This window comes from Paenibacillus arenilitoris, from assembly GCF_014705655.1.
GTDB classification, from domain to species: domain Bacteria; phylum Bacillota; class Bacilli; order Paenibacillales; family Paenibacillaceae; genus Pristimantibacillus; species Pristimantibacillus arenilitoris.
Map to the genome: position 1 here is coordinate 431,176 of NZ_JACXIY010000001.1, position 15,857 is coordinate 447,032.

The following is a 15,857-nucleotide window of genomic DNA, read 5'->3' on the forward strand; positions in this document are numbered from 1 at the left end:
GATACGATGGAGAGGTGTTCGATTCATGAGGAACGAAACGATCCAAACCGACATAACGGTCGTCGGCGGAGGGCTGGCGGGCGTGAACGCCGCGGTGGCCGCGGCCCGGCTGGGCAGGACGGTCGCGCTCGTGCAGAACCGCCCCGTGCTCGGCGGCAATTCGAGCAGCGAGGTCCGCGTCTGGGTATGCGGCGCGACGGCGCACGGCACGCACCGCTACGCCCGCGAGACCGGCATTATGGGCGAAATGTTCGTCGAGAACCAATTCCGGAATCCCGAGGGCAACCCGTACTTTTGGGACAATGTGGTGCTGGAGACGGTGCTTGCCGAAAAAAACATTCAGTTGTTCCTTAATACGGATGTGCACGAGGTAGAGGCGGAGGGCGGGGAGGAGGACCGCCAAATCCTGTCGGTTACCGGCTGGATGATGGGCTCGGAGAGGCGGATCCGGTTCGAGAGCGAGATGTACCTCGACTGCACGGGCGACGGGCTCGTCGGCTTCATGGCCGGAGCGAAATACCGGCTCGGCCGCGAAGCCCGGCACGAGTACAACGAGGAATGGGCGCCCGAAGAAGCGGATGACATAACGCTCGGCAGCACGATTTTGTTCTACAGCAAGGATGCCGGCCATCCGGTCAAATACGTGGCTCCTAGCTTCGCCAAGGATATTACGCAAACCTCGATTCCGATGAAGCGGGTCATCCGCAGCGGCGATTCCGGCTGCCATTACTGGTGGATCGAATGGGGCGGCGAGCTGGACACCGTGCATGAGAACGAGCGAATACGCGACGAGCTGTGGTCCGTCATTTACGGCATTTGGGATTATATTAAAAACTCCGGCAATTTCGAAGCGGACAATATGACGCTCGAATGGGTCGGCTCGATTCCGGGGAAGCGCGAATACCGCAGGTTCGTCGGGGATTACGTGCTCAATCAGAACGATATTCTCGCGCAGCGGCCGTTCGAGGACCGGGTGGCGTTCGGCGGCTGGTCGATCGACTTGCATCCGCCGCAGGGGATGTATTCGACGGAAAGCGGCTCCAAGCATCTCCATATGGACGGCGTCTACCATATTCCGTTCCGCAGCCTCTATTCCGTCAACGTGTCGAACATGCTGTTCGCCGGCCGCAACATCAGCGCGACGCACGTCGCCTTCGGGACGACTCGCGTCATGGCGACCTGCGCCGTCATCGGGGAAGCGGCCGGAACGGGAGCGGCGCTTGCGGTCGAACGCAAGACGACGCCGCGCGGCGTCTACCGGGAGCATCTCGGCGAGCTGCTGCAGACGCTGCTGCGCCAGGACGCGTCGGTCGTCGGCGTCCGAAACGAGGATGCCGACGACCTCGCGAGGCTGGCCGAGGTTAACGCGTCAAGCACGCTGCGAAGGCTGTCCGTGGAGTCGCCGTCGGAGTCGTATCCGCTTGATGCGGACGCGGGCCTTCTTCTCCCCGTATCGGGCGAGCTTCGGCAGCTTGATCTGCTGGTCGACGCGAAGGAGAAGACGACCCTTCGGGTGGAGGTATGGAGCACGGGCCGCGCGGAAAATTACGTTCCTCATACGTTCGAAGCGGGCGGAACGGCGGAGCTGGCAGCAGGCGAGAAACAGTGGGTAACGATCCCGGTGGCATGGAATTCCGGCGATGCCCGGAACGCTTTCGTCATCATTAAAGCGAATGAGCATGCGAGGCTGTACGTATCGCGGGAGCCGCTCACAGGCGTGCTCGCGTTCGAGCGCGGCGCGGCGCCCAGGGCGGTTCAGTCGCTGGAGGACCATAAGCATGAGCAGCCGGTCGTGCAGTGGGGCATGCGGAAGCTGGTACGGCGGCCGTTCTGCTTCCGCGCTTATCCCGAGACGGACGCGTTCGCGGCCGCGAACGTCACCGACGGCTATTTGCGGCCGTACGGCGGCCCGCATGCCTGGGTGTCGGAGCCGCTCGCGCAAGGGCGGGAGGCATGGGTCGAGCTGGCTTGGAATAAGCCGGCGTCGTTCCGAGAGGTTCATCTCGTCTTCAATGACGACGTGAACGAGGATTTGATCAATCTGCATCACCACCGGACGCCGTTCGAGGCAATTCCCGAGCTGGTGCGCGATTATCGGCTCGAAGCCTTCGCGGACGGGGACTGGCAGGTGCTTTGCCGGCAGCGGGACAATCATAAGCGCAAGCGGGTTCACCGGTTCGCCGGCCCGGTCGTCGCCTCCAAGCTGCGCTGCGTCGTGGAAGCGACGAACGGCGGCCCGCGGGCCGAGGTGATCGAGATCCGGGTGTACGAATAAGGGAGGTCGGCAATTGAGTGAAGCGGTGCGGAATGTATTCCTGCGCCGCTTTTCTTTTATTATTGAAGCCCGGCTTTGCTTCGTGGACTTTCATTACCCGCTCCGCCCGCGGGTTAAAGGAAAAGTATGGTCTTATAACGTTCCCTTGCGAGCTCCGCCAGCGGGATAAGGGAAAGAAGTGGTCTTATCATCCTCTTGCGAGCTCCGCCCGCGGGATAAGGGAAAGAAGTGGTCTTATCATCCTCTTGCGAGCTCTGCCCGCGGGATAAGGGAAGTAGTCTAATTTCGTTCCCATGCGCTCTTTACTAACAGAATAAGGGAAAAAAATGGCCTTATTTCGTTCCCTTGCGCTCTCTACTAACGGAATAAGGGAAAGAAATGGTCTTATTCATGCCGAATGGGGGGTTTGCGATCAAATAACAATGAGTTAAGAGAAAAATTATCCTCTATTCCGCTAAAAAAGGACGAAGCGGACGGAATAACGCCATTTTTTGCCTCTATTCTGGAATTCCGGGAATCCCGTCAGCCGCATCGCCCGCTCGTTACATCGTCCCATGGCTCGGCTCGGAAGCCGGCGGAATACCGAATGCCTGCGGGACGTTATCCACTTTTCGGACATCCCCCGCTCATTCGAAATAAGCCGTTCAAAATTTCCTTTTGGATAATATATATTAAATATATATAAATTTATCTACTTTATTCGATCTTAATCTCTATGAATATTGGCTGAAATCGGCCGTAAATGGGGATGTATACGAGCGGCATATTCGCGGCACCGCAATATTTTCGGTTATTCGACAAAGCGGCGGGGATTGCGTAATGTCGTTAAAACATATAATATATATTACAAATATCTATATGAAGTTTGGTGATAGGTGATGAATTCAACTGTTCGAACGCCGCTTTATCAGAAAATACAAGATTACATCCGGGAACTGATCGACACGAAAGGCTTGAAGCCGGGCGACCGCATCCCGACGGAAAAGGATTTGATGAAACGGTTCAACGTCAGCAAGATTACGGTCGTCAACGCGATGGCCGGCCTTGCGAACGACGGCATGATCACCCGCGTGCCCGGCAAGGGCAGCTTCGTAAGCGGGAAGGACCCGAAAGCGGCCGCCGAGCCGGCGCGGCCGGTCGCGGTCGTCGACGAGGAGTACCGGGACAGCGGCCTGCAGACGCGCATGATCGGACTCATTATGCCCTCCATCTGCGATTACTTCGCGATCAGGCTCATCGAAGGCGTACAAAAGGCGCTCGGGGAGAAAGGGTACCGCAGCATGATTCTCCTCTCGGGCGGCGAGCTGGAGAAGGAGAAGGAGGCCATCAAGACGCTAATGGACGTCGGGGCGGACGGCATTCTCGTCTTCCCGGTGGACGAGGAGAAGTACAACGAGGAAATACTCAGCATGAAGTTCTCGGGCTATCCGTTCGTGCTGATCGACCGTTACCTGCCGGGCGTCGAAACCCATTACATCGCCTCGGACGGCAAGCTCGGCACGAGCCTCGCCGTCGAGTACCTGTGGGAGCTCGGGCACCGGGAGATCGCGATTTGCTCCGACTCGCCGCTGCAGACGGTGACGGTGCAGGAGCGGATCGACGGGTACATGAACGCGCTGAAGGACAAGGGCGCCCTGATCAATCCGGCTCACATGATTACCGGCTTCTACGTCGGCAGCCTGAAGGATTCCGAGAAGCATCCGTTATACCGCTATATCCGCAACCGCATGGCGACGGCGTACATTACGCTCAACGGGCGGCTCGGCGTCCAGATTTACCAGATGGCGCGGCAGGCCGGCCTCAGCGTGCCGGAGGATCTGTCCATTATCAGCTTCGACGATCCGACCTCGATCGTCGAGGAATTCAGCATTTTCACGCACATTAAGCAGTATGAGCACGATATGGGTTACCAGGCCGCAAGCTCGCTGCTAAGCATCATCGAGGGCGGCGACGGACGGGAGCACAAGTACAGCAAAACGCTGATCAAGCCGGAGCTGGTTATCGGGCAGACGACGGGCCGCCTTGCCGCGCAAGCTTAAACCGAGGTTTCTTCGAAAAAAGATCTTTTCCCCAACAGGGAAAAGATCTTTTTAATTATATATTGAATATATTCAACTTATATATTATATTGTTTGTATAACGAGCTGGAAAAGGAGATCATGCGATGCCCTATGAGACGTTGAGAGAAGAGCGGCTGAAATCGATGTTGGAGCGTTTGAAGGGGCATATTTATGAACCGGTGGCGGAATTGAAGGTGACGGCTTGGATTACGCCGGAACCGGTGCCGTACGCGGATCGGACGACCGGAAGGATGCTCGAGCTCGCTCCGGGCGACCGCTGGGGCAATTTGTGGGATTGCGGCTGGTTCCGGTTTACGGGCAAGGTGCCTAAGCAGACTGCGGGGAGCAAGATCGTCCTGCTGATCGATATTAACGGCGAGCTTTGCCTCGTCGACGAGGAAGGAACGCCTACGCAAGGGCTGACGAACGTCAACTCCGAATTCGACCTTTCGCTCGGGCTGCCAGGCAAGCGGGTCGTCCATGTCAGCGAGTCGTCGACCGGAGAGGAGACGATCGACCTATGGGGCGACGGCGGCTGCAACGACTTGTTCGGCATGTATCGGAGCGGGACGCTGAAGGAAGCGTGCATCGCCGTTTGCCGCGAGCAGGTCAGGCAATTGTACTACGACGCGGAGGTGCTGCTCGAGACGGCGATCAAGCTGCCGCAGGGCACGGCCAGGAAGACGCGCATTTTCCAGGCGCTGTACGACGTGTCGCTGCTCCTGACGGAAATGACGGACGAGAAGATCGCCCGCGCCCGATCGATTCTGGGCGAGCAGCTCGCGAAGCGCGGAGGCGACCCGGTGCTTACGATCAGCGCCGTCGGCCACGCGCACATCGATCTGGCCTGGCTGTGGCCGATCCGGGAAACGATCCGCAAAGGCGCGAGGACGTTCTCGACGGCGCTGCGGATGATGGAGCGTTATCCGGATTACGTATTCGGCGCCAGCCAGCCGCAGCTGTACGACTGGATGAAGAAGCATTACCCGAAGCTGTACGCTCGGGTGAAGGAGCGCGTCGAGGAGGGGCGCTGGGAGCCGCAGGGCGCGATGTGGGTCGAATCGGACACGAACGTGCCGGGCGGCGAATCGCTGGTGAGGCAAGTTTTGTACGGCAAGCGGTATTTCCTGGAGGAATTCGGCCAAGAGATGAAGACGCTTTGGATGCCGGACGTGTTCGGCTATACGGCGAGCCTGCCGCAAATTCTGAAGAAGGCGGGCGTCGATTGCATGATGACGCAGAAGCTTTCCTGGAGCATGTACAACAAGCATCCCCATCATACGTTCCTGTGGGAAGGCATCGACGGCTCGCAGGTGCTTACGCACATGCCGCCCGAGGACACCTACAACAGTCCGGCCGCGCCCCGCTCGATCGTCAAGGCGGAGCAGGAATATTTGGACAAGAACATATCGGACCGCTGCCTGATGCTGTTCGGCATCGGAGACGGCGGCGGCGGTCCGGGCGAGGAGCATCTGGAGCGGCTGTCGCGGGAGAAAAACCTGCTCGGATTAAGCCCGGTCGTGCAAGAGCCTTCGGCGCGGTTCTTCGAGCGATTGGCCGACCATACGGACAAATACGAGTCCTGGCGCGGCGAACTGTATTTGGAGAAGCACCAGGGCACGTTAACGAGCCAGGCAAGAAACAAACGGTACAACCGGAAGCTGGAGAAGGCGCTGCGCGAGCTCGAGTTCGCGGCGGTGATCGCGGAGCTGGAAAGCGGAATCGCCTATCCGGCGGAGGAGCTGGAGGAGATTTGGAAGGAAGTGCTGCTCTACCAGTTCCACGACATTTTGCCGGGATCATCGATCAAGCGGGTGTACGACGAGTCGCTGGAGCGTTACGGCTTGCTGCTGGAGCGGGTCGAGGCGTTGATCGAATCGGCTTACGGCGCGGTCGCGGACCGGATCGGGGCGGGAGACGGCGAAGAGGGGATCGCGGTCTTCAACTCCTTGAGCTGGGAGCGCGAGGAGTGGCTGAAGGTGAACGGCGGCTGGCGCCGCGTCCGGGTGCCCGCGATGGGGTACGCGGCGGCCCGGTTGTCCGCGACGGAGCAATCCGACGCCGAAATCGCCGCTTCCGCCGAAGCCGCCGGCGTCGCGGAGCCGTTTGCGGAGCCGCGGGCATCGGGCGCGGGCCGCGTGGCGGAGAACGATCTGCTCGCGGTCACGTTCGGGGAGGACGGCACGATATCGTCGATCTGGGACAAGGAAGCGGGCAGGGAGGTCGTCCCTGCCGGCCGGAAGGCGAACGAGCTGCTCGTCTACCACGACCCGGGCGATGCCTGGGATTTCCGGCAGGATTACCGGGAGACCGGCGGCATGAAGGTAGAGCTCACGGGCGCGGAAGCGTTCGCCGACGGGCCGACGGCCGGGCTGCTGCTATCCTTCCGATTCGGCGAGTCCAGTCTGACGCAGAAGGTCGTCCTCACCGAGGGCAGCCGCCGGATCGACTTCGAGACGGAGGTCGATTGGAAGGAATCGGGCAAGATGCTTCGCGTCTCGTTCCCCGTCGACGTTCGTTCGGACAGCGCAAGCTGCGAAATCCAGTTCGGCTACATCAAGCGGCCGACGCACCGCAATACGATGTGGGATTACGCCAAGGACGAAATTTGCGCGCATCACTGGGTCGATTTGTCCGAGCCGGATTACGGCGTGGCGCTGCTGAACGATTGCAAATACGGACACCGGGTATTCGAGAACGTGCTGGATTTGAACTTGCTGCGCAGCCCTTCGTATCCCGATCCGGAGGCGGATCGCGCCAAGCACGCCTTCACGTACTCGCTGTATCCGCACATAGGGGATCACGTGAAGGCCGAGGTTTACAAGCGGGGGTACGAGCTGAACGTGCCGCTTCGGACGGCCGTCGCGGCCGGCGGTTCCGCGGAACCGCGCGATTCCCGGTCGTACTTGCAGCCGGACCATCCCGGCATCATGGTGGAGACGGTGAAGCGGGCGGAGGACGGGGACGATATCGTCGTCCGGCTGTACGAAACGTCGGGCTCGCGCGCGCAGACCGCGCTTCATGCGGGCATCGCGTTCTCGGAGGCTTGGCTGACCGATCTGATGGAGGAGCCCGCCGAGCGCCTGCATCAAGAAGACGGCTCGATTACGATTGCCTTCGCGCCGTTTGAAATCAAAACGATCCGTTTGAAGAAAAGGTCCTCATAGCGGTTCCGGAGCCGAATCTTGCTTTGCAAGGCGCAACGCTTGCGCTTTTCGAAGCGGGATTCGGCCGCCGCGAACGATTGGCTCATGCTCTCGAAGCATGAGGCTGCATCGCCAAACGATCAGGTTATGCTTCATACCATTTTGCCACGCATCCTATTAGGAGGTGAAGCTCGTGAATCAATCCGCGCTTTGGAAGCGGGTCCTGAAGCACAAATTGTTTTACCTGTTCATGCTGCCCGGCATCGTCTGGTTTTTTCTCTTCTCCTATGTTCCGCTGTACGGCATCCAGGTCGCGTTCCGGGACTTTATGTTCTCGGGCGGCTTTACGGGAAGCCCTTGGGCAGGCTTGAAATATTTCCGCCAGTTTTTCGATTATTACCAATCCTTCGAAATTATTCGCAACACGATCGTCATCAGCTTGATGAAGCTGCTCATCGGCTTCTCGCTGCCGATCATTCTCGCCATTCTGCTGAACGAGATTCGAAACGTCAAATTCAAGAAAACGGTGCAAACGCTTTCTTATTTGCCGTACTTCGTATCCTGGATCGTCGTCGTCACGCTCATGCAGCGGCTGCTGACGCCGTACGGAGGTCCCGTCAACGAATTGCTCGGCGCCTTCGGCGTGGAGCCGATCCAATTTTTAAACAACACAAGCTGGTTCTATCAAATCATCGTCGGTTCGGATATTTGGAAGAACATCGGATGGAACTCCATCATTTACATGGCGGCCATCGCGGGCATCGACCAGCAGCTGTACGAAGCGGCGAAGATCGACGGCGCCAGCCGGTTCCGCCAAATCTGGCACGTCACGCTGCCCGGCATCCGCAATATCGCGGTCATCCTGTTCATTCTGGCGACGGGAAGTCTGATGAGCGCGGGCTACGAGCAGCTGCTGCTTCTGAACGGTCCGGCGACCGCCGCGATCGGAAGCGTTCTCGACGTGCACGTCATCAACTCCGGCATCAACGAAGGCCGGCTCAGCTACGCCGCCGCTGTCGGATTGTTCCAAAGCGTCATCGCGTTCATCCTGATTTTGACCGTCAACCGGATTGCCCGCAAAATCAGCGACGTATCCCTGTTCTAAGGAGTGATCGGAAGTGGAGACTCGACGTTTTTCCGCGTTTAACGCGTTCAATTACGTGCTGCTCGCCTTGTTCGGCTTCTCGATGATCTACCCGTTCATCTACATCCTCGTCTACTCGCTTAACGACGGCAAGGATTCGATGATGGGCGCGCTGTATTTCCTCCCGCGCAAGTTCACGCTCGACAATTACGTGGAAGTATTCGAGAACGCGCGAATTTGGAAGGCCTATCAAATTACGGTGTTCCGGACGCTGCTCGGAACGTTCCTTCACGTGCTGCTCTGTACCTTGATGGCGTACGCGCTGTCCAAAAAAACGCTGCCCGGCCGAACGTTCTTTACGTTCTACATCTTCTTGCCGACGATCTTCAGCGCAGGCTTCATCCCGTATTTCATCACGCTGCAGAAGCTGCATCTCATCAATACGTTCTGGGTGTACGTCATTCCATTCTTGTTCAACTTCATGCATATCGTCATCATCCGGACGTTCCTGCAGGGCATCCCGGAGGAGCTGGAGGAATCGGCGCGCATCGACGGCTACGGCGATTTCCAAATTTTCCTGCGTATTATCCTGCCGTTGTCCGGTCCGGTGCTCGCGACCATCGCCCTCTTCATCGGGGTGACGCATTGGAACGATTGGTTCTCCGGCGCTTATTACGTGTCGGACAAAGAGCTGATTCCCGTGCAAACGCTGCTGCAAGAAATGCTGACCGAAGCGGAAGCGCTTTCTTCTTCGATGCAGCGGGCGGCGGAGCAGGGCGGCCAGACCATCAATGCCAATGCGGCCGGCGCGACGCCGGAATCGCTCCGGATGGCGCTGCTCGTCATTACCGTATTCCCGATATTGTGCATCTATCCGTTTCTGCAAAGGTACTTCGTCAAGGGCGTCATGATCGGCTCCGTGAAAGGATAATGGTCCGTTAGCCCGGACTTTATCATAATAAATCAAAGTTTGTGGGAGGGTTCTTATGAGGAACAAAAAGTTCAAAAAAGCCTCACTGCTGCTGGTCGTCATTCTGTTGCTCGGTACGCTGTTCGCCTGCAGCAACGGCAACAATGGCGGCGGTTCCGAAGCAAGCAACGCACCTTCAGCCGATAACGGCGGAAACGACGGCGAGAAGCCCGTTGACGAAGTAACGCTTAAAGTGCTCCACAACTGGAACGGCTCGTCCGGCTCGGAGGTCGACATGACCGCGGTCGAGCAGGTCATCAAGGAAAAGACGGGCGTCACGATCGAGTGGGAATATACGAAAGGAAGCGAAGTCGAGAAAGTAAACGCGATCTTCGCAACGCAGGACCTGCCCGACATTTACACCGGACCGGCATGGGGCGGCGAATTGGACGGCATCATCAAGGCGGCGAAGGAAGACCAGCTCGTCGACCTGTCCGACAAGCTTGATAAGTATCCGAATCTCGCCAAGGCGATCGAGAAAGAAAACGTGCCGCCCGCCCTGTACGAGAAAGCGTTCGACGCTTACGGCGGCAAGCAGTTCCTTCTGTACCAGAACCATCCCGCAACGCCGGAGGACGCGATGGATTGGCTGTACGGCTTCTATGTCCGGAAGGACATCGCGGAAAAGGTCGGCGTCGACCCGCAATCCGTCAAAACGAAGGACGATCTGTACAATTTCCTGAAGAAAATCAAGGATGCGGGCCTGGAAGAGAACGGCCAGCCGGTCATTCCGCTCGGCGGCTTCCATAACGGCTGGGCCGTCGGCATCGGCAACACGATGTTTTACGGCGCGGGCTATGTCGACAAAGGCGACGGCACGTACGAGAACAGCTTTTTCACGAAAGAATACGAGGATTACACGCTGTACTACCGCAAGCTGATCTCGGAAGGCTTGCTCGATCCCGAGGCGTTCACGCAGACGGACCCGATCGCGAACGAGAAAATCAAGCAGGGCCGCATTGCGGTGCTCGCCGCGCATTTCCCGGCCATTTACGACTCGGCCAAGGAGTACGTGAAAGCGCATCCAGGTTCCGAATACGTGCCGGTAGGCCCGCTGGATCGCGCAGGCGCAGAGCCTGACCGCCCGGTCGATCTGGCAATCCAAGGCAATAACGTAACGGTCATCCCGAAAAAATCGAAAAACGTAGACGCCGCGCTCCGCCTGCTCGACTACCTGGCGTCCGACGAAGGCTTCATGCTCGTCCGTTACGGCGTGCAGGGCGTGCACTGGGACATGGAGAACGACAAACCCGTCGCGAAGCAGGAATGGTTCGACAAGTTCGCCGCCGACACGACCGGCAAAGCGAAGAAAAACGAAGGCATCAGCATCGGTCTCGAATCGATGTCCGGCCAGGACCGCATCAATTCCGTAGCCGGCGGCGACATCTGGGCCGACCAGGAGCGTCTTGCCGCGATGGAGAACGCCCGCACCATTCTTCGTCCGAACGGAACGAGCGTCATCTCCGCCTACAATCCGGGCGACGTCATGATGAAGTCGGAGCAGTGGGAAATGCTGAAGCCGTCGATGGATAAGATCGGCGATGTCTGGAAGGAAGCGATCTACGCCAAATCCGACGAAGCCGCGCTCAAAATCATTAACGATCTCAGGGGACAAATGGAGAAAACCGGCTACAAGGAAGCGATTGCCTACACGAACGAGAACTTGAAGGGCAAGGAAGTCGTAACGCTGCAAATGCCGAACTAAAGGAGGTTTCAGTTCATTGAACCGACTTAAGAAAGCGGGCGCGGAGTGGACGGGATTTCAGGAATCCCGTCCCTACGGGCCGAAGTACGATCTCCGTACCGATTTTGTCATGGTTTACGGGATTTCGAACGATCTGCCCAATCGGATCGAAGGCTGGAAGAAGGCCGGATATACGATCCATCTGATGACGGGCGTGTCATGGGGACAATACCAGGATTATTTGTACGGCCGCTTCGACGGGCGCGACCATTGGGACGAAGCCCAGAAAGACCGCGACGGCAAGCATTTGCTCCATGGCAAGGACGTGCCGTACATGGTGCCGACGATCTCGTTCGCCGAATATCTCGCGACGCATATCAAGGTGGCGATCGATTACGGCGTCGAGGCGATCCATATGGAGGAGCCGGAGTTCTGGGCGTCCGCGGGCTACTCGGATGCGTTCAAGCGGGAGTGGGTCAATTATTACGGGGAGGAATGGATACCTCCCCACACCTCGCCGGACGCGCAGTACCGCGCCTCGAAGCTGAAGGCGGCCGTCTATTACCGGGCGCTGGACCGGATTTGCAGCCAGATGAAGGAATATTCGCTCGTGACGTACGGCCGGACGGTCCGCTTCTACGTGCCGACGCACAGCCTGATCAACTATACGCAGTGGAGAATCATCAGCCCCGAGGCGCTGCTCGTCTCGATGCCGGCTTGCGACGGCTATATCGCCCAAATCTGGACCGGTACCGCGCGCACGCCGAACGTCTACGAGGGGCGGCGCCGTGAGCGGACGTTCGAAACGGCCTATTTGGAATACGGCATCATGCAGGAGCTGACGCGGGGCACCGGCAAGGAAATGTGGTTTCTTCACGATCCGATCGAAGACAACCCGCGCTACAGCTGGAGCGATTACCGGAAAAACTACAAGGCGACGGTCGTCGCTTCCTTGCTGCATCCGGACGTCAGCCAATACGAGGTATGCCCGTGGCCGAGGCGCGTCTTCGAAGGAAGCTATCCGAACGAGGACGGTACGGGCAAGGAGACGATTCCGGAAAGCTACGCTACGGAGCTGCTGACCGTCATGAGCGTGCTGCGCGACATGCACAATCACGAAGAGGAAGCCGGCGGCATCGCCTATACGTCCGGAGTCGGGCTGTGCCTGGCCAACTCCGCCATGTATCAGCGGGGCGACGTCATCCGGGAAGGCGAGGATGAGGGGACGGCCTTCAAATACGACGGCACCCAGACATCGGATGCGCTCAGCGAGGAGCAGCGCGAGCTGCTCGATTGGTCGGCGTTCTACGGCCTTGCGCTGCCGCTCGTCAAGAGCGGCGTCCCGCTGCGGCCGGTGCAGCTCGACAATATTCTCACGTTCCCCGGCTACCTGGAAAATTATCGGGTCCTGCTATTAAGCTACGAATTCATGAAGCCGGAGCATCCGGGTATCCATCAGGCGATCGGCCAGTGGGTGAGGGAAGGAGGCGTGCTGATCTACGTCGGGAACGGCTCCGATCCGTTCCACGGCGTCCGCGAATGGTGGAACCGCGGCGCTGGCCGGCGCGCTTACGAGCGTCCCGAGGAGCATCTGTTCGAATCGATGGGGCTCGGCCGGAACCCGGAGGAAGGCGAGCATGACGTAGGCAACGGCTCCGTTATTTTCCACCGGGTGAACCCGGCGGCCTTGTCGAGAACGGAAGAAGGCGCGCGGCGCGTGCGGGACGGCGTCCGGCGGGCGCTCGCGATGCGCGGGGAAGCGGGGGACTACAAGGAAAGCCGCGTGCTTCAAATAAAGCGCGGGCCTTATCTCATCACGCATGTGCTCGACGAGTCGGACTCGGAGGAGCCGGTTATTCTCGAAGGCGCTTTCCTCGATCTGTTCGAGGCTGACCTTCCCGTCCGGCGTTCGGTTGCGCTCCGCCCCGGCGAAGACAGCCTGCTCTACGATTTGAACGACGGCCGGCGCGGCGGAGAGAACCCGCATATCCTCGTCAGCTCCTCCCGGATCCGGGAGGAACGCTTCGAAGAAGGTTCGCTCAGCTTCGTATCGGAATCGCCGAGCGATATGACCGTAAGCACCCGCATCCGCGCGGCGGGCGAGCCGCGCGCGGTTACGGCGGGCGGCGCGGCGGCGGAATGCCGCTACGACCCCGAATCGGGGACGGCGCTGCTTCGTTATGCCGGCGAGACGAAGGGCGTGGACGTAACGGTTGTTTGGTAGCTCCATCCGCAACCTCATCAAATAGAGCCGTCTTCCGGCCGCCTCGCGCGGCCGCGGAGGCGGCTTTATTCGTTTCTCCGGCTTGCTTCGCGGAACGCGGCGGGCGAGATGCCTTTGGCGCGGGTGAACGTCCGGGTGAAATAATGGACCGACGCGAAGCCGGTCCGCTCCGCGATTTCCTTGATCGGATCGTTCGTTCTCGCGAGCAGCCGCTCCGCCGCCCGGACCCTCTCGCTGCGCACCAGCATGGAGAAGGACTCAAGGATGCTTCCGGCGAACAGCCGGGACAGGTGGCGCTCGGACAAATTCAAGTAATGCGCTACTTCGGGCAGCGTCAGGTTGCCGCTCAGGTTGTCGCGAATATACAGCTTGGCGCGGTTAATGAGGAGCGCGTTGTTCGAAGCCTGCTGAACCGGCTCGGGCTTCAGCGCGCCGCCGAGCGGCGCCTGGAAGGAGACGAGCAGGGCGTGGGCGAGCTGCGGGAGAAGAGATACCGGCATCGGCCGGAGCGGCCCTTCCGGCAGCAGCAGCGATTTCCACAGCTGGACGCTAGGCGATATCGCTTGATTCTCCAGCCATACGGCTCCTTGCTTCAAGGCGCGGTCGTACAGCTCGAACTCGTTCGCGTCGGATTGCGTTTCGTCCGGCTCGAACGCGACGAACAGCAGGTCCAGGCGGTCGACGTCCTTGATCTGGTGATAGACGCCAGGCCGCGAGCAGAAGAGGACGCCCTCCCGCAGCGGGTATTCGGCGTCGCCTTCGGCATAAGTCGCCGTTCCGCCGTTCACGTAGCAAATTTCATAAAAAGAATGCTTGTGCACGACGTTCGCGGTCAAATGCCGCACCGTTCCCCAATAATGAATTTGGAACGTAAGCCGTTCTCCCTTGAGCAGGCCGGCAAACCGGTTAAGCCTCTCTTCGCTTTGATTCCATAGATACATCGTGGTCGCTAGCTCCTCTGGCGTAATTTTGCAAAAAGATGTCTTCGCCATGCAAATACGGTCATGTCATGCGTTATCTATAATTAAACTATATTTACAATCCAAAAGCGATAAGGAGAATGGGCATGATTACCGAAAAAGACGTGCAATTTTACAAAGACAACGGCTACTTGCTGGTCAAAGGAGTGTTCAACCGGGACGAGGTTCTCGGGATGAGGGAATCGGTCGAGCGGATCATTCAGCGGGCGGCCCGGTCCAAATCGGATCATAACCACGCCTGGCAGGGGGACTTCCTCCCGCCCGAGCAATTGAAGAAGCTTGTGCTCAAAGGGTTCCATGACGTGCATTATCACGATGCGGCGTTCATGCGCGCGGTCATCCATCCGAACATGGTGTCCGTGCTGCAAGGCATCATCGGTCCGAACGTCCAGCTGCATCATTCCAAAATGCTCGTGAAGCCGCCATCGAACGGGGCCGCGTTCCCGATGCACCAGGATTATCCGTACTTCCCGCACCGCGACCACTCGATGCTGGCGGCGAGCGTTCATTTGGACGACGCGGATACGGAGAACGGCTGCCTGTGCGTCGTGCCGGGCTCCCATAAGCAAGGGCCGATGCCGCATGTCGGCGCCCATTACTTGAACCATAAGGAGCATCCGATCTCCTCGGGGACGCCTTGTCCGGCCGAAGCGGGGGACGTGCTGTTCTTCAATTACTTGACGATACACGGCTCCGACGTGAACCGCAGCGAGAGGACGCGCCGGAACGTGCTGTTCCAATACCGCGACGCTTCCGACCTGCCGACGGAGCAGGTGCATTTCGACTGGGGCATGGGGCTGATGGTCAGCGGCGAAAATCCGGATTTCCGGAACGTGAAGCCGAATTATCAAATTATTACGACGGACAAAGTCGTGTAGAAGTCCAAACAAGGGAAGGCGCCGATTCGCGCCTTCCCTTGTTTTATTCGCGTCGACGGCCGGGACGTATCTTGGCGGAAAATATATCGATTCGACTGCGCGCTTCGACAGAGTTTGAACACTGGGCGGGCTATACTGAAGAGGTAACATTTCATCGACATCGGAGGTAATCTATGAAAAATTCAACTTTCAAAAAAAGAGCGCTCTGGTTTATTAATACCGAAATCGAGCGCGTGCTGCTGAATCTGAAAAGCGGAGCGGTTAATAGGGAGCATGCCATGGGGAGTCTCAATACCCTCTATCATATCGCTTCTGCCATGCGCGATTCCGATGCGATGATCAATTTATGTAAAATAATCGATAGAGTCAGAGACACGGATGAGCGGCTGGGCATTCTTCATATACCCGAGATAAGCATGAAATCGTATTATTAAGCACCGCCCGAACCCTTGGGACCAAGGGTTTTTTTGTTGTTTAGGAAATTATGCGAATCTAAAAACTGTGGATAATTACGTCGAAATAAATAGGGGGGAGATGGGCGTGGAGAAACAGGAGA

General features: G+C 58.5%; 10 protein-coding genes. 9 read left to right on the forward strand and 1 reads right to left on the reverse strand.

From position 1 onward, the window contains the following. The first annotated feature begins 25 nt into the window (after positions 1–25). The 7 genes from IDH41_RS01470 to IDH41_RS01500 all read left to right on the forward strand — a co-directional run bounded on the left by IDH41_RS01470 (position 26) and on the right by IDH41_RS01500 (position 13,443). Entirely contained in the window at positions 26–2,275 is a 2,250-nt protein-coding gene (locus tag IDH41_RS01470; protein ID WP_190857603.1) for an FAD-dependent oxidoreductase, read from the forward strand. Positions 2,276–3,153: 878 nt separating this feature from the next. Further along, the gene (locus tag IDH41_RS01475) at positions 3,154–4,314 is read left to right on the forward strand and encodes a GntR family transcriptional regulator (protein WP_190857605.1); all 1,161 of its coding nucleotides are present in this window, start codon (positions 3,154–3,156) and stop codon (positions 4,312–4,314) included. Between the two features lie 125 nt (positions 4,315–4,439). Continuing rightward, positions 4,440–7,502, forward strand: coding sequence for an alpha-mannosidase (locus tag IDH41_RS01480; RefSeq protein WP_190857607.1), 3,063 nt, complete (start codon positions 4,440–4,442; stop codon positions 7,500–7,502). A 172-nt stretch (positions 7,503–7,674) separates the two neighbouring features. Beyond that, a complete protein-coding gene (locus IDH41_RS01485; protein ID WP_317890664.1) occupies positions 7,675–8,586 on the forward strand; it encodes an ABC transporter permease in 912 nt (303 codons plus the stop codon). Positions 8,587–8,599: 13 nt separating this feature from the next. Next, on the forward strand, positions 8,600–9,496 hold the full coding sequence (locus IDH41_RS01490) for a carbohydrate ABC transporter permease (RefSeq protein ID WP_317890665.1): 897 nt from the start codon (positions 8,600–8,602) through the stop codon (positions 9,494–9,496). Between the two features lie 55 nt (positions 9,497–9,551). Further along, positions 9,552–11,240, forward strand: a complete 1,689-nt coding sequence (locus tag IDH41_RS01495; RefSeq protein WP_190857610.1) for an extracellular solute-binding protein — start codon at positions 9,552–9,554, stop codon at positions 11,238–11,240. Between the two features lie 16 nt (positions 11,241–11,256). Further along, on the forward strand, positions 11,257–13,443 hold the full coding sequence (locus tag IDH41_RS01500) for a hypothetical protein (protein WP_190857612.1): 2,187 nt from the start codon (positions 11,257–11,259) through the stop codon (positions 13,441–13,443). A 65-nt stretch (positions 13,444–13,508) separates the two neighbouring features. Here the strand turns inward: IDH41_RS01500 and IDH41_RS01505 are convergent, their stop codons facing one another. Further along, positions 13,509–14,384, reverse strand: coding sequence for a helix-turn-helix domain-containing protein (locus IDH41_RS01505; RefSeq protein WP_190857614.1), 876 nt, complete (start codon positions 14,382–14,384; stop codon positions 13,509–13,511). 125 nt (positions 14,385–14,509) lie between these two features. Here IDH41_RS01505 and IDH41_RS01510 point away from each other — a divergent pair, with 125 nt between their 5' ends. Next, a complete protein-coding gene (locus tag IDH41_RS01510) occupies positions 14,510–15,301 on the forward strand; it encodes a phytanoyl-CoA dioxygenase family protein (RefSeq protein ID WP_190857615.1) in 792 nt (263 codons plus the stop codon). 173 nt (positions 15,302–15,474) lie between these two features. Next, on the forward strand, positions 15,475–15,735 hold the full coding sequence (locus IDH41_RS01515) for a hypothetical protein (protein WP_190857617.1): 261 nt from the start codon (positions 15,475–15,477) through the stop codon (positions 15,733–15,735). The last annotated feature ends 122 nt before the right edge of the window (positions 15,736–15,857 follow it).

Bases quoted from the DNA above. Each gene is read 5' to 3' on its own strand.
- IDH41_RS01470 (WP_190857603.1), top strand. From the start codon at position 26: ATGAGGAACGAAACGATCCAAACCGACATAACGGTCGTCGGCGGAGGG.
- IDH41_RS01475 (WP_190857605.1), top strand. From the start codon at position 3,154: ATGAATTCAACTGTTCGAACGCCGCTTTATCAGAAAATACAAGATTAC.
- IDH41_RS01480 (WP_190857607.1), top strand. From the start codon at position 4,440: ATGCCCTATGAGACGTTGAGAGAAGAGCGGCTGAAATCGATGTTGGAG.
- IDH41_RS01495 (WP_190857610.1), top strand. From the start codon at position 9,552: ATGAGGAACAAAAAGTTCAAAAAAGCCTCACTGCTGCTGGTCGTCATT.
- IDH41_RS01505 (WP_190857614.1), bottom strand. From the start codon at position 14,384: ATGTATCTATGGAATCAAAGCGAAGAGAGGCTTAACCGGTTTGCCGGC.
- IDH41_RS01510 (WP_190857615.1), top strand. From the start codon at position 14,510: ATGATTACCGAAAAAGACGTGCAATTTTACAAAGACAACGGCTACTTG.
- IDH41_RS01515 (WP_190857617.1), top strand. From the start codon at position 15,475: ATGAAAAATTCAACTTTCAAAAAAAGAGCGCTCTGGTTTATTAATACC.